The sequence below is a fragment of the Micromonospora coxensis genome (genome assembly GCF_900090295.1).
In the GTDB taxonomy this organism is placed as follows: Bacteria; Actinomycetota; Actinomycetes; order Mycobacteriales; family Micromonosporaceae; genus Micromonospora; species Micromonospora coxensis.
Window position 1 is genome coordinate 1,746,907 of the sequence record NZ_LT607753.1, and the last position, 17,511, is coordinate 1,764,417.

16 protein-coding genes are annotated in these 17,511 nt (G+C 72.9%); 5 read left to right on the forward strand and 11 right to left on the reverse strand.

What is annotated here, in order from left to right; all coding sequences use genetic code 11:
• Positions 1 to 141: 141 nt before the first annotated feature.
• A complete protein-coding gene (locus GA0070614_RS07675) occupies positions 142 to 1,770 on the reverse strand; it encodes a glycosyl hydrolase family 18 protein (RefSeq protein WP_088975298.1) in 1,629 nt (542 codons plus the stop codon).
• Between the two features lie 143 nt (positions 1,771 to 1,913).
• Between GA0070614_RS07675 and GA0070614_RS07680 the strand changes: the two genes are divergently transcribed.
• The gene (locus tag GA0070614_RS07680) at positions 1,914 to 2,402 is read left to right on the forward strand and encodes a glutathione peroxidase (protein ID WP_088975299.1); all 489 of its coding nucleotides are present in this window, start codon (positions 1,914 to 1,916) and stop codon (positions 2,400 to 2,402) included.
• A 210-nt stretch (positions 2,403 to 2,612) separates the two neighbouring features.
• Here the strand turns inward: GA0070614_RS07680 and GA0070614_RS07685 are convergent, their stop codons facing one another.
• Positions 2,613 to 4,910 (reverse strand): glycoside hydrolase family 44 protein, encoded by a 2,298-nt coding sequence (locus GA0070614_RS07685; RefSeq protein ID WP_231933576.1) that lies wholly within the window; start codon positions 4,908 to 4,910, stop codon positions 2,613 to 2,615.
• Positions 4,911 to 5,160: 250 nt separating this feature from the next.
• Positions 5,161 to 5,964, reverse strand: coding sequence for an SGNH/GDSL hydrolase family protein (locus GA0070614_RS07690; protein WP_088975301.1), 804 nt, complete (start codon positions 5,962 to 5,964; stop codon positions 5,161 to 5,163).
• 249 nt (positions 5,965 to 6,213) lie between these two features.
• Between GA0070614_RS07690 and GA0070614_RS07695 the strand changes: the two genes are divergently transcribed.
• Entirely contained in the window at positions 6,214 to 6,906 is a 693-nt protein-coding gene (locus GA0070614_RS07695; protein ID WP_088975302.1) for an NADPH-dependent F420 reductase, read from the forward strand.
• A gap of 123 nt (positions 6,907 to 7,029) precedes the next feature.
• On the opposite strand, the gene GA0070614_RS07700 is transcribed toward GA0070614_RS07695, so the two are convergent.
• Genes GA0070614_RS07700 through GA0070614_RS07710 form a run of 3 tightly spaced genes read right to left on the reverse strand, consistent with a single transcriptional unit; the run spans position 7,030 to position 8,478 of the window.
• Positions 7,030 to 7,578, reverse strand: coding sequence for a GNAT family N-acetyltransferase (locus tag GA0070614_RS07700; RefSeq protein WP_088975303.1), 549 nt, complete (start codon positions 7,576 to 7,578; stop codon positions 7,030 to 7,032).
• A gap of 8 nt (positions 7,579 to 7,586) precedes the next feature.
• Positions 7,587 to 8,069 (reverse strand): GNAT family N-acetyltransferase, encoded by a 483-nt coding sequence (locus tag GA0070614_RS07705; protein WP_088975304.1) that lies wholly within the window; start codon positions 8,067 to 8,069, stop codon positions 7,587 to 7,589.
• 58 nt (positions 8,070 to 8,127) lie between these two features.
• A complete protein-coding gene (locus GA0070614_RS07710; RefSeq protein ID WP_088975305.1) occupies positions 8,128 to 8,478 on the reverse strand; it encodes a DUF2203 domain-containing protein in 351 nt (116 codons plus the stop codon).
• Between GA0070614_RS07710 and GA0070614_RS31405 the strand changes: the two genes are divergently transcribed.
• Positions 8,452 to 9,111: a sugar O-acetyltransferase gene (locus tag GA0070614_RS31405; protein WP_269459475.1), complete on the forward strand. Its 660-nt coding sequence runs from the start codon at positions 8,452 to 8,454 to the stop codon at positions 9,109 to 9,111. The two genes, GA0070614_RS07710 and GA0070614_RS31405, sit on opposite strands and share 27 nt — an antisense overlap.
• 79 nt (positions 9,112 to 9,190) lie before the next feature.
• Here GA0070614_RS31405 and proC read toward each other — a convergent pair whose 3' ends face one another.
• The 4 genes from proC to GA0070614_RS07735 form a co-directional block, all read right to left on the reverse strand.
• Positions 9,191 to 10,009 carry a pyrroline-5-carboxylate reductase gene (gene proC / locus GA0070614_RS07720; RefSeq protein WP_088975307.1) on the reverse strand — a complete coding sequence of 273 codons (819 nt, stop codon included), beginning with the start codon at positions 10,007 to 10,009 and terminating at the stop codon, positions 9,191 to 9,193.
• Positions 10,010 to 10,082: 73 nt separating this feature from the next.
• Complete coding sequence (locus tag GA0070614_RS07725) at positions 10,083 to 11,111, reverse strand: 6-phosphofructokinase (protein ID WP_088979303.1); 1,029 nt, start codon at positions 11,109 to 11,111, stop codon at positions 10,083 to 10,085.
• Positions 11,112 to 11,289: 178 nt separating this feature from the next.
• Positions 11,290 to 11,793 carry a pyridoxamine 5'-phosphate oxidase family protein gene (locus GA0070614_RS07730; protein WP_088975308.1) on the reverse strand — a complete coding sequence of 168 codons (504 nt, stop codon included), beginning with the start codon at positions 11,791 to 11,793 and terminating at the stop codon, positions 11,290 to 11,292.
• 82 nt (positions 11,794 to 11,875) lie between these two features.
• Positions 11,876 to 12,370, reverse strand: a complete 495-nt coding sequence (locus GA0070614_RS07735; RefSeq protein ID WP_088975309.1) for a polyadenylate-specific 3'-exoribonuclease AS — start codon at positions 12,368 to 12,370, stop codon at positions 11,876 to 11,878.
• Positions 12,371 to 12,640: 270 nt separating this feature from the next.
• Between GA0070614_RS07735 and GA0070614_RS07740 the strand changes: the two genes are divergently transcribed.
• Complete coding sequence (locus GA0070614_RS07740) at positions 12,641 to 13,333, forward strand: Crp/Fnr family transcriptional regulator (protein ID WP_088975310.1); 693 nt, start codon at positions 12,641 to 12,643, stop codon at positions 13,331 to 13,333.
• 190 nt (positions 13,334 to 13,523) lie between these two features.
• On the opposite strand, the gene GA0070614_RS07745 is transcribed toward GA0070614_RS07740, so the two are convergent.
• Positions 13,524 to 13,790: a hypothetical protein gene (locus tag GA0070614_RS07745; protein WP_088975311.1), complete on the reverse strand. Its 267-nt coding sequence runs from the start codon at positions 13,788 to 13,790 to the stop codon at positions 13,524 to 13,526.
• Between the two features lie 138 nt (positions 13,791 to 13,928).
• On the opposite strand from GA0070614_RS07745, the gene GA0070614_RS07750 reads away from it, so the two are divergent.
• Positions 13,929 to 17,414, forward strand: coding sequence for an adenylate/guanylate cyclase domain-containing protein (locus GA0070614_RS07750; protein ID WP_157745138.1), 3,486 nt, complete (start codon positions 13,929 to 13,931; stop codon positions 17,412 to 17,414).
• Positions 17,415 to 17,511 lie beyond the last annotated feature (97 nt).

Here is a 17,511-nt window from a genome sequence, read left to right on the forward strand (position 1 = left end):
GGGACGTCGAGATGCCGAGCGGCGAGTCTGTCACATCCATGCCGCGCCGACCAGCACGGCCCCGCCGGCCGGGCGGGGACGGCGCCGGGCGGGGAGGGACCGTGGTCCCTCCCCGCCGTGTGGGTGGTGCGTCGGCTCGGCTCAGCCGAGACCGCCCTTGATGGCGCCGATCAGCTCGCCGTTGCCGGTGTCACCGGAGAGCTCCCAGAAGAAGGCGCCACCGAGGCCCTGGTTCTTCGCGTACGTCATCTTGCCGCCGATGGTGGCCGGGGTGTCGTAGCTCCACCAGTTGGCGCCGCACTTGGCGTACGCGGTGCCGGCCACGGTGCCGGTGGCCGGGCAGGTGTTCTTGAGCACCTTGTAGTCCTCGATGCCCTGCTCGTACGTGCCCGGGGCGGGGCCGGTGGCGGTGCCGCCGGGGGCGGTCTGGGTCACCCCGGTCCAGCCGCGTCCGTAGAAGCCGATGCCGAGCAGCAGCTTGTCGGACGGGATGCCCTTGGACTTGAGCTTCTGGATCGCCGCGTCGGACCAGAAGCCCTGCTGCGGGATGCCGGCGTAGGAGTAGAGCGGGGAGTGCGGGGCGGTCGGGCCCTGCGCGTTGAAGGCGCCGAAGTAGTCGTACGTCATCGGCATGATCCAGTTGAGCTGCGGCGCGGCGCCCGCGTAGTCGGTGGCGTCGATCTTGCCGCCGTTGCTGCCGTCCGCGGTGATCGCGGCGGTGACCAGCGCCGACGAGCCGAACTTCGTCCGCAGCGCGCCGACCAGGTTCTTGAAGGCGTTCGGGCCGCTGGAGTCACAGGTCAGGCCGCAGGCGTTCGGATACTCCCAGTCGACGTCGATGCCGTCGAAGACGTCCGCCCAGCGCGGGTCCTCGACCAGCTTGTGGCAGGAGTCGGCGAAGGCGGCCGGGTTCTGCGCGGCCTGGGTGAAGCCGCCGGACCAGGTCCAGCCACCGAAGGACCAGATCACCTTCAGGTGCGGGTACATCTTCTTGAGCTTGCGCAGCTGGTTGAAGCTGCCGCGCAGCGGCTGGTCCCAGGTGTCGGCGACGCCGTCGACGCTGTCCGCGGCGGTGTACGCCTTCTCGTAGTCGGCGTAGCTGTCACCGATCGTGCAGCGCCCGCCGGTGGTGTTGCCGAAGGCGTACAGGATGTGGGTCAGCTTCGCGGCCGAGCCGCTGGTGTGGATGTTCTTGACGTGGTAGTTGCGGCCGTAGACGCCCCACTGGGCGAAGTAGCCGACGACCTTCTTGCCGCCCGGGTTGGGCGGCGGGGTGGTCGTGGGCGGCGGCGTGGTCGGCGGGGGCGTGGTGGGCGAGGCGGTCGGCGACACCGTGGGCGAGGCCGTCGGGGAGGTCGTCGGGGTGCCGCCACCGCCGCACGGCGCGCCGTTGATCGTGCAGTTCAGCGGCGCCTTGTACGGCCCGGTGCCGTTGTAGCCCCAGCTGAAGGTCGCGCCCGGGGCGAGCGGGCCGGCCCAGCTCTTCTTGACCGCGACGTAGTGGTTGCCGCTGCTGGTGACGTCGGCGTCCCAGGAGCTGCTGATGGTGGTGCCGGCGGGCAGGTCGAACTCGATGCGCCAGGTGTCGACGTTGGCGCTGGAGCCGTTGGCGACGGTCACCCGGGTCTCGTGGCCGGTCCCCCAGTCCTGCGCCCTGGTGAACGTGGCGGTGACGCTGCCGGCGCCGAACGCCGAGGTCACCGGGACCGCGGCGATGGTCAGCGCGGCCACGGCGCCGGCCCAGAGGGCACGGCGGAGCGATCTCTTCATGTGGCACCTCCCCAAACAGTTAGGAAACTTTCCAGAAGGATGGGGAGACGCTACTCACGCTGTCATCACTTCGTCAAGATGTGCATGCGTCGATTTGTCGCGGCCCGCTCCGCACCGCCCCCGCGGGCGCGTAGCCTCGCGGCATGACCGTCTTCGACATCGAGATCGACGCGCTGGCCGGCGGCCCGGCACACCTGGACGCGTACCGCGGCAAGGCCCTGCTGGTGGTGAACGTGGCGTCGCGTTGCGGGCTCACCCCGCAGTACGCCGGCCTGGAGCAACTGCACCGCGAGTACGCCGACCGGGGCCTGGTGGTACTCGGGGTGCCGTGCAACCAGTTCGCCGGGCAGGAGCCGGGGACGGCCGACGAGATCGGCGAGTTCTGCCAGGTCAACTACGGCGTCACGTTCCCGCTGACGGAGAAGGTCGACGTCAACGGCCCGGCCCGGCACCCGCTCTACGCGGCTCTCGTCGACACCCCGGACGCCGAGGGACACACCGGCGACGTGCGCTGGAACTTCGAGAAGTTCCTGGTGGCCCCGGACGGCACGGTGGCCGCCCGGTTCGCCCCGACGGTCACCCCGGACTCCCCCGAGCTGCGCGCCGCCGTCGAGAAGGTCCTGCCGGCCTGACCCGCCCCGGCGGAGCCGGCCGCCCGCCGTCCGATCCCTTCGCCGCCGTCGGGGCCGGATCCGGGCGGCGCTCCGGGAGCGGGATCCGGCGGCGTTCCGAGAGCGGGATCCGGGCGGCGCTCCGGAGCGTGGCACGGGACGAGCCCGGGGTGGTGGGCCACCCCGGGCTCGTCGGTCGGCGCCCCGGCGCGCACGCCGGCGGCGATCAGGTCAGCCGAGCGCGCACGTCGATCCGTTCAGGGTGAAGCCGGTCGGCGCCGGGTTCGACCCGGTCCACGACCCGTTGAAGCCGATCCCGGTGGACGCGCCCGGCGCGAGCTTCGCGTTCCAGCTCATGCTCTGCGCGGTCACCGTGGCCCCTTCCTGCTTCCAGGTCGCCGACCAGCCCTGGCCGAGCTTCTGCCCGGTGGTCGGGAAGTCGAAGGCCAGCTTCCACCCGTCGATCGGGGTGGTCCCGGAGTTGGTGACGGTGACGTTCGCGGTGAACCCACCCGGCCAGGTGTTCGCCGCGTACCTCACCGTGCAGCCGGCGGTCGGGGTGGTCGACGGCGCGGTCTTCACGGTCAGCCCCGGCGAGGCCGCCGAGACGTTGCCCGCCGCGTCCCGCGCGGTCACCACGAAGGTGTACGACGTGTCGGCCGTCAAACCGGTCGCGGTGAACGAGGTGCCGGTGGCGCTGCCCAGCTTCACCGTGCCGGCGCCCTCGACGCGGTGCACGTCGTACCCGGTGACGCCCACGTCGTCGGTCGACGGCGCCCAGCTCAACGCGACGCTGCCGCTGGTGACCGCGCCGGCGACCGGCTTGCCGGGGGCGGTCGGGGCCTGGGTGTCGCCACCGTTGCCGTCACCGCGCGGCAGCACGATGTGGGTGATCGAGTTGGCCGGGAAGGTGGCGGTGAAGCCACCCGCGCCGACCGCCTGGTCGGCCTGCCGGACGATGCCGGCGAGGTTCGCGCCGCTGTAGCGGTAGACCTGGGCGGTGCCGGCGGAGGCGCCGGTGAGCGCGACCGGGCTGGTCAGCTCGTCGCCGGTCTTGTTCACCACGACCATGGTGAGCGCCTTGTCACTGCTGCGCTCGGCCGCGTAGATCGCCAGCTTGCCCTGGTCGGCGCTGGTGGCCTTGACCGAGGTATCCCCGAACGCGCCGCCCTTTCCGTCGTAGTTCCGGTAGATCCGGAAGGCGTGCGCCACCGGCTCGTCGCCCTCCGGCGCGGTCCACAGGTTGGCCATGTCCAGACCCTCGCGGCCGAAGATGCCGAGGATGTCCGCCTGGGTGAGCGCCCCGTTGAGGTGCCCGTACGCGCCCCAGCTGTACTCGGTCATCGCGATCTTCGTACCCGGGTAGTGCTGGTCGACGAGTTCCCGCATCCGGGGGATCATCCGGACCGGCTTGTTGATCCAGCTCTCGTCCACGTAGGTCGGGTCCCACAGTTGCCGGGTGGAGCGCAGCCGCCGCTCCTGGGTGGCCGCGTCACCGGCCTCCTTGTGGTGCACGCCGGCCTGCTGCGGGTAGATGTGGATGTCGAAGTAGTCCAGGATCCGCGTGCCGTGCTGCTGCTCGTAGGCGCGCATCTGCTCCAGGTACCACGGCCCCAGCTCCTTGCCGCCGTGCGCGGCCCGGTCCGGCGGGTTGCCCCAGCAGCCGGTGCGGCTGCAGGTGTCCTGGTCGAGGCCGGAGAAGTGGATCGAGTTCAGGCCCCAGCCCACCGGCCCGAGGGTCTTCGCGCCCGGGTCGGCCGCCTTGATCGCGGCGGCGTACGCGTAGGTGCGGTCACGCAGCTCGTCGTAGCCGAGCCCCTGCCGGCGCACGTCGCGGTGGGTGGAGTGCCACAGGTCGGGCTCGTTGTCGAGGTTGTAGAACTCGACCCCGCCGTTCGCCGCGCTACCGAACTGGCTCGTGAGGTGGTCGACGAAGTCGGTGGCGTACTCCGGGCCGACCGCGACGCTGGTGTCCTTCGGGTCGTTGGTGGTGATCGGCGTGCCGTCGGGCTTCTTGCCGTTGCCGCAGTCCGGCCACCACGGATCGGTCGACTGCTGCGGGCCGTACCTGGCCACGCTGAAGGAGCACGACCGGGTGCGGTCCTTGGCGACCCAGCCGAGCATCGGCACGGTCATGATGGTCTCGGCCCCGGTCGCCCTGTCCTGCGTGACGAACCTGTCCGTCTCCGAGCCCTTCGGCAGGCTCGCCGGGTCCGCGTTCTCGTTCGGCAGGTTCTCGAAGTACCAGTCGGACGCGCGGTTGGTGATGTCGTGCCGGAAGTTGTAGCGGGTGGTGTGGTTGCCGCCGTAGCGGTGGATCGGCAGCCGGATGTCGCGGGCCAGCGCCTCGTCGGCGAAGTTCATGCCGTAGACGTACGGGCTGATCGCGTGCCGGCCGGCGGTGGTGTCGACGGCCAGCGCCGGACCGGCCGCGGCGTGGGCGGGTTGCGGCAGGGCGAGGCCGCCGAGGGTGACGGCCAGGGCGACCGGCAGCAGTGCTGTGGTGGGACGCACGAGCTTTCCTCTCACGCAGGGGATTCGAGCCCGCCGATGGGAGCGCTTCCACACAGGATTGCGCTTTCCTCACCACCCGTCAACGCCGCCGAGCGCCCTGACGATCATGTCGATTCGATTCGAATCCCCCTGGTCAGCGGCGGGGCGGCGATCAACTTCCGGAAATTCGTCCGGCGGACGGCCGCGGGCACGGCGAGGCCGCGGGCACGCCGAGGCCGCGCCGGACCACCGTGGACGGTGGGCGGCGCGGCCGAGCGCGGGCGGGTCAGCCGGCGGCGGAGCGGAAGACCGGGTAGTAGCCGCCCGACTGGCCGGCCGCCGTCGGGTGGTACGAGATGCCGATGTTGGCGTAGTTCAACGCGTGCAGCCACTTCTCGCCGTAGCTGCACAACTGGTGCCCGACGAAGATCGACCGGACGTCGGCGAACGTGAAGCCGGCGGCCTGGGCGGCGCTGCGGGTGATGTCGTCGACCAGGTTGATGCCCTCGTTGATCTTCGCCCGGGAGGTGGCGGTCAGCCCGACGCAGAAGGTGCCGAGCTGGTAGAAGACCGGGTAGCCGACCACGACCACCCGGGCGCTGGGCGCCTTGGCCCGGATGCCCTTGTAGACGGTGGAGAGCAGGCCGGGCAGTTGGGCGCGGGCCTTGTCCTGGGCGGCCTGGACGGCGGCCACGCACTGCGTCTCCCCGTAGAGCACGCAGGTGGTCATGATGTTGGCGAAGCCGACGTCGTTGCCGCCGACCGTGACGCTGACCAGGGTGGTGGTCGAGGAGAGCGCGGAGAGCTGGTTGTTGGTCACGTCCGTGGTCCGGGCCCCGGAGCAGGCCACCGAGCGGTACGACGCGGGCCTGATGTTGGCCTGGTAGAGCGCCGGATACGCCTTGGTGCTGCGCTGACAGGAACCGCTCTCGGCGGTGTAGCTGCCGGCGCCGACGCCGGAGGCGTACGAGTCGCCGAGGGCGACGTAGTGGTCGGCCGGCGACGCCTGGGCGGGCACCGCGAGGACGAGCGTGGCGCCGAGGGAGGCGGCCATGCTCAGGGCGAAGGTTACGAGACGGGATCTCCGCACGTCGCACTCCTGGGGGTCGGAAGTGGTGGTGGGAGATTGATATCAGCGAATCTCACAGGGTCGGAAGATCACCGTTTCCGCGCCTGCTGTCCATAGATCCGTTTGGATACAAAAGCTTGCCGGACGATCTTTATCGGATGAAGGTTTCCGTCAGCGGGACGCATCGCGCGGACCCGTCCACAACGGACGTGATCCAACCCACCTATCTGGTCGGGAATCCCTCCGCCGGGAGCCGGGTTGGCACCGGACATGACGACTGTGGGACTGATCGGCAGTGGCAACATCGGTGGCACCGTGGCCCGGCTCGCGGTGGCCGCCGGTCACGACGTGGTGCTCAGCAACTCGCGCGGACCGGAGACGCTCGAGGACCTGGTGGAGGAACTCGGCCCCCGGGCCCGGGCGGCCACCCCGGCCGAGGCGGCGGCCGCCGGTGACCTGGTCGTGGTCACCATTCCGCTGCGGGCCTACCGCGAGGTGCCGGTCGCGCCGCTCGCCGGCAAGACGGTGCTCGACACCAACAACTACTACCCCGCCGAACGGGACGGGCGCTTCCCCGAACTGGACGACGAATCCACCACCACCAGCGAACTGCTCCAGCGGCACCTGCCGGAGTCCCGGGTGGTCAAGGTCTTCAACAACATCTACTTCGCGCACCTGCTGACCCTGGCCCGCCCGGCCGGCGCGGCCGACCGCAGCGCCCTGCCGATCGCCGGGGACGACACCGCCGCCAAGGCCGAGGTGACCGCGTTCCTCGACTCCATCGGGTACGACGCGGTCGACGCCGGGCCGCTCGCCGAGGGCTGGCGGTTCCAGCGGGACACCGCCGCGTACGGGCTCGTCTACGCGGCCGACCCGGCGGACGTCTGGGGACAGGCCGCCCCGGCCGACGCGGACACGGTGCGCGCCGCCCTGGCCGCCGCCCGCCGCTACGCCGACAGCTGACCGACGGTGACGCCTGGTGGCCCCGGCAACGGCCGGGGCTGCCACGGCGTCACTCCGCGCGGACCACCTCGTCCCGGTGCACCTGGCTGGTGAGCCGCTCCAGCCCCGGAGGACGCCGCGCGGTCAGGCGGGGGCGCGCCACTCCGAGGCGAGCACCGACCAGATCGCCGAGTCGACCCGCCCGGACGGGCCCGGGTAGTGCTGCCGCAGCGTCCCGTCGTGGCTCATGCCCAGCCGCCGGGCCACCGCGATGCTGCGCGCGTTCGCCGGGTTGGTGTGCCACTCGACCCGCGCGATGCCGCGCTCCCGGATCGCCCAGTCGATGATCCGGCTCGCGGCGCGGGTGACCAGCCCCTGCCCCTCGGCGGCCGGCTCCAGCCAGCAGCCGGCCTCGCAGACGCCCTGCGCCACGTCGAACGAGACGAACAGCACGCCGCCGACGAGCACGCCGCCGTCCCAGATCCCCCAGATGCCGCCGCCGTCGCGCGCCCACCGGTCGGCGTAGCGCTGGAGCACGTTGCGGGCCGAGTCGAGGTCGGTGGCCACGAAGGACGCGCCGACCCAGGGCGAGATGTGCTCCCGGCAGCGGTCCAGGTTGGCCAGGAACTCCTCCGCGTGCCACGGCGAGAGCGGCCGCAGCTCGGCGGTGTCGGTCAACGGCAGGGCGAACATGGTCCTCCTCAGGACGGCGGCAGGCTCAGCCGCAGGGTGGGGCCGGAGACGTCGGCGAAGCCGAGCGAGCGGTAGAGCGGCTCGCCCTCCGCCGACGCCCGCAGGTCGATCTTGCGTACGCCCCGGTCGCGGTACCAGTCGAGCAGCGCCGTCAGGCAGGCCCGGGAATAGCCGCGCCGCCGGTGCCCGGGGTCGGTGACGACGTTGAAGACGTACCCGACCCGGCCGTCGGGGTTGGCCGGTCCACCCAGGCGCTGCTCCACGGTGCCGGTGGCGCAGGCGGCGAGGACGCCGGGCCGCTCCGGCGCGTCGACCACGAACACGGCCATCGTCGCGTCGGCGGCGTCGAGGTGGTCGCGCAGCACCTGCCGGGCCGCCTCCTGCCAGGGCCCGGGCGACGGCGCCGTACCGCTCATCGACGCGAGCATCACCCCGCGCAGCCGGACGATCTCCGCCGCGTCCGCGCCCCCGGCCCGCCGTACCGTGATCATGACCGGACCGTACCCGACGAGGTCGGACGGATGGGGACCCGGCGCGACCGGTCGCTCCTCAGACCGGGCGGCGGCCGGCGAAGCCGCACTCCACCCGGTGGTACCAGCGCACGTCGGTGTCCCCCTCCAGCCAGCACCAGAGCACCGGTCGGCCGTCCCGCTCGCCGGGGAAGTCCAGCAGCACCGGGGCGATGCCCTTGACCTGGATGTCGTGCGAGTTCAACTCCTCCAGCACGGCGTGCAGCCGGGCCTCCAGGGCCTTCACCTCGGCCACCCCGCCGAGCACCGAGACGCCGTGGGCGGCCAGGTCGGCGCGGAGTTCGGCCAGGTCGGCGCGGAGCCGGATCAGCTCGTCGACGCGGGGACGCAGAGTGGCCACCAGATGGCGCGCCTGGGCGAGAGTGAACACCGGGCCAGTATGGGGGCCCTGCCGGTGGGGCGTCACCCGGTCTCCGGCCGGCCGTGCCACGATCGCCTCGTGCGCAACGAGCGACGCCTACGAACCCGGACGCCCGAGTCCCGTGCCTTCGCGCAGCGCGTACAGCTCGTCATGAGCCTGACCGCGCGCCTCAACGCGCTGCCGTTCGACGACCTCGACGCGCGCCGGACGGTGCTCACCGAGATCTTCGGTGGACCCGTCCCCGACTCGCTGTCCATCCTGCCGCCGTTCCACTGCGACTACGGGCTCGGCGCGTCGTTCGGGGAGCGGGTGTTCATCAACCAGGGCTGCTTCTTCCTCGACTACGGGGGCATCAGCATCGGCGACCGGGTCATGATCGGCCCTCGGGTGACCCTGAGCACGGCCGGACACCCCGTCGAGCTCGACGAGCGCTACGACTTCGTCACGCACGCGCCCATCCGCGTCGAGGACGACGTGTGGATCGGCGCCGCCGCCACGATCACCCCCGGAGTGACGATCGGTCGGGGCTCGGTCGTCGGCGCGGGCGCCGTCGTCGCGAAGGACGTGCCGCCGCTGAGTGTGGTGACGGCGACGAGCGCCGTCGAACGCAGGCGTCTGAAGCCGGCGTCCACCGGAACCTGAGCCCGGACGCGCCGGGTTCGCCGGTACCGCAACGTCACGATGGCCGGTCGAGGGACACCGCCGCGCGGAACGCCCGACCTCAGTCGGCCTGGGCGGCCAGTTCGCGGGCCCGGTCCCGGGCGGCCTCCAGCGCGGCCAGCAGCGCCGCCCGTACGCCGTGCTTCTCCAGCTCGCGCACGGCGGAGATGGTGGTGCCGGCGGGCGAGGTGACCGCCTCGCGCAGCTTGACCGGGTGCTCGCCGGAGTCGCGCAGCATCACCGCCGAGCCGATCGCGGTCTGCACGATCAGCTCGTGCGCCACCTGCCGGGGCAGGCCGAGCAGGATGCCGGCGTCGATCATGGCCTCGACCAGCAGGTAGAAGTACGCCGGACCGGAGCCGGAGAGCGCGGTCACCGCGTCCTGCTGGGACTCGGGCACCCGGACGGTGGACCCGAGCGGTGAGAACATCTCCTCGGCGAGGGCGAGGTGCTCGCCGGTGGCGTGCGCGCCCGCCGAGATCGCGCTCATCGCCTGGTCGACCAGGGCCGGGGTGTTGGTCATCACCCGCACCACCGGGGTGCCCTCGGGCAGCCGGCGGGCGAAGAAGGTGGTGGGCAGGCCGGCGCAGAGCGAGATGACCAGCTTGTCGGCCGGCACCTTCGGGCCGATCTCGTCCAGCAGCACGCCCGCGTCCTGCGGCTTCACCGAGATCGCCAGCACCGCCGCCTCCTCGACCGCGGTGAGGTTGTCCACCACCCGTACGCCGTAGCGGGCGGTCAGTTCCTCGGCGCGGGCCGGGCGGCGGGCGGTGGCCAGCAGCCGCTCCACCGGCCAGCCGGAGCGCAGCAGCCCGGAGAGCATCAGCTCGCCGATCTTGCCGGCGCCGATCACCGCGACCGTGTGCCGGGCGGGTGCCATCGGTCGTACCCCTTCCGTCGCGGGGGCCGGCGGCGCGGCGGGTGTCCCTGCCGCGCCGCCGGTCCACGGGCGATCAGCTGCCGAAGAAGACCTCGGCCTCGGCGTACCGCTCCAGCGGCACGGTCTTCAGCTCGCGGGTGGCCTCGGCCAGCGGGACCCGGACGATGTCCGTGCTCTGCATCGCGACCATCTTGCCCCAGTCGCCCTCGTGGGCGGCGTCGATGGCCTGCAGGCCCAGCCGGGTGGCGAGCACCCGGTCGAACGCGGTCGGGGTGCCGCCGCGCTGGATGTGGCCGAGCACGACGGTGCGGGCCTCCTTGCCGGTCTTGGCCTCCAGCTGCTCGGCGAGCCACTGGCCGATGCCGCCGAGGCGGACGTGGCCGAACGCGTCCAGCTCCTGGTTGTGCAGCACCATCTGGCCATCCAGCGGCTGCGCGCCCTCGGCGACCACCACGATCGGGGCGTACTGGTGCTGGAAGCGCTTCTCGACGTAGCCGGCGACCTGCTCGACGTCGAACTGCCGCTCCGGCAGCAGGATCACGTTGGCGCCACCGGCCAGGCCGGCGTGCAGGGCGATCCAGCCGGCGTGCCGGCCCATCACCTCGACCACCAGGGTGCGGTGGTGGCTCTCGGCGGTGGTGTGCAGCCGGTCGATCGCCTCCATCGCGATGTTGACGGCGGTGTCGAAGCCGAAGGTGTAGTCGGTGGCGCCGAGGTCGTTGTCGATCGTCTTCGGCACGCCGATGACGTTGACGCCGAGCTCGTGCAGCTTGGTGGCGACACCGAGGGTGTCCTCGCCGCCGATCGCGATCAGGGCGTCCACGCCCTGCGCGGCGAGGTTCTCCTTGATCCGCTCCACGCCGTTCTCGATCTTGAACGGGTTGGTGCGGGACGAGCCGAGGATGGTGCCGCCGCGCGGCAGGATGCCGCGGACCTCCGCGATGCCCAGCGGCTTGGACAGGCCCTCCAGCGGACCCTTCCAACCGTCCTGGAAGCCCACGAACTCGTGACCGTAGCTGGCGACGCCCTTGCGGACCACCGCCCGAATGACCGCGTTGAGACCTGGGCAGTCGCCGCCGCCGGTGAGCACGCCGATACGCATGATCTGCTCATCCTCCTGGAGCATCAGGTGAAGCCCGGATAAGCCCCAGGATATGTGTCAGATCAGACCATCGGCGCCGTTGCCGGCCCGGGGCGGGCCGTCAGTGCGAACTGTAGTCGCCGCGGGTGTACGCCGACACCGCGCCCCGAGCAGTCCCACCCGCCGGGCGGGCTACCGGTCAGTAGCTGACCTCGTGGTTCTCCCCCGCCTTCGGCGGCCGGCCGGTCACCGCCGCCTTGGCGAAGCCCAGCAGGTTGACCACCGTGCCGCCCGGGGAGTCCCAGTACTCCGCCGAGCTGGCGTGCACCTTGATCAGGGTCAGGCCGGGCGTGTCCAGCCCGTCGGGGAACCACGCCTTGAGCGTCGGGTTCCACAGCTGCTCGGCCTTCGCCCGGTCGTACGCCTCCTGGGCGGTGCCGGAGACGGACACCCACGAGTGGTGCTTCGGGTCGGAGAAGGCGACGTCGACCTCCGGGTTGACCCGGATCTGACGCACCTTGGCCGAGTCGGCGTAGGCGAAGAACCACAGGTCGCCGTCGAACTCGGCCTCCTGCAGCGCCATCGGGCGGCTCACCAGCCGGCCGTCCACCCCGATCGTGGTCAGCATGCCGATCCGGGCGTCGCGGATCAGCTCGGTCACCCGACGGCGGGCGTCGGCGGTGTCGGTCGGTGCCCCGGTCATGTCGCAACCCCCTTCGGTGCGGTTCGCCGAACGGTGCCCAGGACGGATGGGGTCAAACCTGCGGGAATGCAGCGATCGGGACTCAGCCCGTCATCGCCCGCCAGCGGGCCAGGTTGTGCCGGGCGTCGACCAGGGCGTCGTGCCGGTCGGCGTCGGCGTCGGGCAGCCTCGGCCGGCCCCGGTCGTCCCAGAGCTGGCGCAGGTCCTTGGTGAACCGGGGGATCTCCCGGGGCAGCGCCGGCATCGCCCCCCAGAGCTGGGCCAGCACCACGTGGTCGTACGCGGCGTACCAGGCCCAGAGTTCGAGCTGCTCGCCCGGGCGGTCGCGGATCGGCTCCATCAGGAAGTCGTACAGCTCGTCGCGGATCCGCTCCCGGGAACGCCAGGCCCGGTCGGCCGGGGACGGGAGCTTGTCCAGCACGTTGCGGCGCACCCAGGGCACGGCGCGGGAGTCGTCGAACTCGGTGGAGACCGCGTAGAACTCGCGGCCGTACTCGTCGACGACACCGATCGAGACGAGGTCGACGATCCGGCCGTCCTCGATGAATTCGCAGTCGTAGAAGTAGCGGTAGGCCATCGTCCCCATCCTCGCCCATTACCGGTCGAGGCCGCCGGGCGGGGGCGGAGCGGACCCGGCCGATCGGCCCGACCGCGCCTCGGCCAGGTGGTCCGTCGCAGCTCGGGACTGTCACGGAGACGATTTGAGGGGTGTACAGCACGCTACCGGGCCGTCATGATCTGATGTGTACCGCTACCGGACGCCGACGGGGTCTTCGCACCTCGCCAGGGGCCGTCAGGTTCACCCGGTGAGCGAGTTGTGGGTCCGTGACCGGGGAGGGGTTGGGCCGTGGAGATGCGCCTGCCGGAGCCGGGTGACGCCCTCACGGGCGTGGAGATGTTCGCCGGGCTCGAACCGGAGGTACGCCAGCGGGTCATCGCCGCGGCGGTGCCGCGCACCTACCGCAAGGGCCAGCTGCTCTTCGTGGAGAACGACCCGGGCGAGTCGCTGATCGTGCTGCGCCGTGGGGCGGTGGCGGTCTTCCGCACCGCGCCGACCGGCGAGCGGGCGGTGCTGTCGGTCATCCGACCGCCGGACGTGCTCGGCGAGGTCTCCCTGCTGGACGCCTCGACCCGCTCGGCCTCCGCCGAGGCGATCGAGGACTGCGCGGCGCTCGCCCTGTCCCGGCCCGCCTTCATGGAGCTGGTGCACTCCAACCCGCGCATCCTCGACGCGGTGATGCGGTCGCTGGGCGGGCTGATCCGCCGGCTCACCGAGCAGAACGCCGACCACGTCTTCCTGGACCTGCCCGGCCGGGTGGCCAAGACCCTGGTCCGCCTCGCCGGCGAGAGCCAGGCCCCGATGATCACCATTGAGCTGAACCAGAGCCAGCTGGCCGAGATGGCCGGCGGCTCCCGGCAGAGCGTCAACCAGGCGATCGGCTCCTTCGCCAACCGGGGCTGGCTGCGCACCGAGGGCCGGCGGATCGTGGTCACCGACGTCTCGGCGCTACGGCGCCGCGCGGGGATGGCCGAGCGCTGACCGTCGCCGCGCGGGGATGGCCGAGCGCCGACCAGCGCCGCGCGGGGATGGCCGAGCGCTGACCGTCGCGGCCCGGTGAGCCGGGCCCGCGAGCCTCGACCGGCCCGCAGGTAGCCCCGGCCGACCGGCCCGCAGGTACGTGAAGACGCGGCCGGCGGACCGCACGGGTCCACCGGCCGCGCCGGGGTTGTCAGTTGGTCGTGTCGTCCGCGGGCGGGGCGCCCGGTCCGGGACCGATCTTCTCCGGCGGTGTGCCCGGCCCCGGACCGATCTTCTGCGGATCGGTCGTGGTGCTCGTGGTCGTGCCGGTGTCCGAGGCCGTCTGGCCGTCGGGGTTCTCCACCATGCCCTGCTCCTCCAGTCTGGCGAGAGTGACCGCGTCGACGTCGACCGTCTCGCCCGGTGACCGGACGGTCCCGCCCGGGTCGGTCCAGTAGGCGGACAACCGGATCTGCACGGCACTCTCCTGACGGCGAACTTGTCTCGTGAGGAACACTAGTGTCGGCTGATCAGCCGTGGGGTCGGGCCACCCGTCGGGTACCCGACTGGAACAGCCCGGCGCGATACTGGGGTCTCCTCACGTACGGAGTTCGACATCGACCTCAAGTGTGGACACTGCTCCCGGGTGGCAGGGCCGGACGACCGCTTCTGTGGCGGCTGCGGACAGGCGCTGACGCTCGGCTGCGCGTCGTGCGGGCACGGCAACAGCCCCGAGGCGAACTTCTGCACCAACTGCGGCGAGCCGCTGCGCGACCACGCGGTGGCGGTGCAGGAGGACCGACGCCAGGTCAGCGTGCTGTTCATCGACATCGTCGACTTCACCGCGTACGCCGAACGGGCCGACCCGGAGCAGGCGCGCAGCCTCCAGCAGGCCTACTTCGCCACCGTCCGCCGGCTGGTCCACCAGTACGGCGGGGTGGTGGAGAAGTACATCGGCGACGCGGTGATGGCGCTCTTCGGCGCCCCGGTCGCCACCGACAACGACGCGCTGCGCTGCGTACGGGCCGGGCTGGAACTGCAACGCAGCCTGGCCCGGCAGGCCGCCGGCCCGCAGCAACCGCTGGGCTTCCGGGTCGGGGTGGCCACCGGCGAGGCGCTGGTCGACCTCTCCGCCACCCGCGACGGCGGCCAGGCCTTCGTCACCGGGGACGTGGTCAACACCGCCTCCCGGTTGCAGGCGCTCGCCCCGCCGGGCGGGGTGGTCGTCGACGAGAGCACCTGGTCGGCCACCCGGCACGAGATGGAGTACGCCGACCGTCCACCCGTGACACTGCGCGGGCGCTCGGCGGTCAGCCGGATCTGGCTCGCCGTCCAGGCCCGGCCGCGCACCGACCCGCAGGCCGCCGAGCTGACCCCGATGATCAACCGGGAGCACGAGCGTGGCCTGCTCGTCAGCGCCCTGCACCGCACCGTCACCGAGCGGGTGTCGCAGCTGGTGACCGTCTTCGGGCCGGCCGGGGTGGGCAAGAGCCGGCTGCTGCGGGAGTTGTCCCGGCACGCCGCCAACCTCCCCGGGCACCGGGTCACCTGGCTGGTCGGGCAGTGCCCGCCGTTCGGCGAGAACGTCACGTACGCCGCCCTGGCCGACATCGTCAAGAGCTGGGTGGGGCTGCCCGAGGGCGACGATCCGGAGGCGCTGCCCGAGCGGCTGCGCACCCGGCTGGCGCAGCTCGGTGACGCGCACGGCAGCCGGCTGGCCGGTGCGCTCGGCCCGCTGCTCGGCGTGCCCGGGGAGCGGCTGGTCCCGGGCGAGGCGGAGGCCGCCTGGCGACGGTTCCTGCTCGCCCTGGCCGCCCAGGGCCCGACGGTGCTGGTCTTCGAGGACATGCACTGGGCCGACCAGGCGATGCTCACCTTCGTCGAGCAGCTCGGCGCGTCCGCCCGGGGCGTACCCCTGCTGGTGGTGGCGACCGCGCGGCCGGAGCTGCGGGAGCGGCACCCGGCCTGGACCGGCACGATCAGCGGCACCATGTCCATCTCGGTGCCGCCGATGCACGACGCCGACATCGACACCCTCTACTCGTTGCTGCTGGGCCACGCCACCCTGCCGGCGTCCGCCCGGGCCCCGCTGATCGAGTTCGCCGACGGCAACCCGCTCTACGCCCAGGAGTACGCCCGGATGCTGCTCGACGGCGGGCTGCTGGAGCCGGCCGTCCGGCTCGACCCGGCCGGGACGTCGGGCATGCCGCGTACCGTGCAGGCGGTCATCGCCAACCGGCTCGACCTGCTCGACCCGGCCGACCGGGCGGTGCTGCAGGCCGCCGCCGTGGTCGGCGTGCAGTTCTGGCCGGCGCCGGTGGCCGCCGCGCTGGGCCGGCCGGCGGAGTGGGTCGAGCGGGCGCTGGACCGCCTCCAGCGCCGCGACATGGTCTACGAGCTGCCCAGCTCGACGATGCCCGGGCAGCCGGAGTACCGGTTCCGGCACATCCTGGTCCGCGACGTCTGCTACCAGCGGCTCCCCCGCGCCGAGCGGGTGCTGCGGCACCAGCGCACCGCCGACTGGCTGGAGCAGCTCGCCGAGGGTCGCCAGCAGGACCTGGCCGAGGTGCTGGCCAACCACCGCTGGACGGCGCACGAGATCGCCCGCATGGTCGGCCTGGACCCCACGCCGTACGCGCGCGACGCCCGCACCGCCCTGCACCGGGCCGCCCGCCGGGCGTACGCCCTGCACGCGCTCGACAACGCCGCGACGCTGGTCTCCCGGGCGCTCTCGGTCGGCGGCGAGCCGGACCCGGCGCTGGAGCTGTTCGACGCCGAGCTGGCCCTCTACCGCGACGGCGACACGTTCCTGGTGGACGGCGGCACCCGGACGCTGACCGCGCTGGCCGACCGGCTCGCCGACGCCGGTGACCGCACCGGCGAGGCCCGGGCCTGGACACTGCTGGCCACCGCGGCGTGGAGCCGCGCCGACCGGGCCGAGACGCTGCGCTGCCTGGACCGGGCCATCGGCATCTACGCCGGGCTGCCGGACACCGAGGAGAAGGCGGAGGCGCTGCTGGAGCTGGCCCGGGTGCGGATGCTCAACGCCGAGACCGACCCGGCCTGCGAAGCCGCCCGCTCGGCTGCCGAGCTGGCCGAGCGGATGGCCCTGCCGGAGGTGCAGGCGAACGCCCGGATCACCCTGGCGGTGGCCCGGTACCTGGCCGGTGAGCAGGACGCGTACGCCGCGTTGGAGGACGTCGCGCGGCACTGTCGGGTGGAGCGGCTGAGCAGCCGGCGGCGGGCGTTGCAGAACCTGGCCTGGGCCACGCAGGAGGAGGGCGACCTCACCGGTTCGGCACGGCTGGTGCAGGAGCAGCGGTCCCTGGACCCCGGGGGCGGGCACGGCATCGCGACGAGCTTCGCCGACCAGTGGGCGCGGGCGTACTACGCCGGGGACTGGGTGGCCGCGCTGGAGATGGCCGACGAGTCCACCCGCCGTCCGACCGCGGAGTGGGACCTGCACATCGTCGCCGTCTCCGGCTGGATGCGGCAGCTGCGGGCCGACGCCCCGGCCGCTTCGCCGCCCGGCGACGGTGAGCCGGACCTGGTGGCGCGGGCGGTGGCCGCCGCCCGGCGCAGCGGCTTCCACCGGGTGCTCCGGTCGACGCTGGCGCACGCCGCCCTCTGCCGGGCGGTGCGCGGCCTGCGCGAGGAGGCGATGCAGCTGCTCACCGAGCTGGACGAGGACTGGCGGCGCAGCCGGATGATCCCGTTCGCGGAGTGGGTGCCGGCGGTCGGCCACGTCGCGGTCGTGCTCGGGCCGGAGGCGGCCCGGCTGGTGCGCGACATGCTGGCGCGGGCCCCGCGGATGACCCCGTGGGCGCTGGCCGCCGGGCAGGTCGCCGACGCCACCCTGGCGCTGGCCGAGGGGGACGCCGCCACCGCCGGCCGGCTGTTCCGGACGGCCGCCGACAGCTACGCCCGGATGACCGACACCACGGACCACGTGCTCACCACCACGCTGTCGGTGCCCGCGCTGGCCGCCGACGACCCGGTGCGGGCGGCGGAGGCCCTGACCCGGGTACGCGACTTCGCCGCGCGTACCGGGGCGTCCGGGCTGCTCCAGCTCGCCCAGGCGGGCCCGGCCGGACCCGCCTGATCCCGGCGCGCGCCTCACGCCCGGGCCGGCGCTGCCTCCCCCGTGCTGCCGCCGACCGGGAGGCGGCGTCGGGCCGCACTCGCGCCCGGGGCGGCGC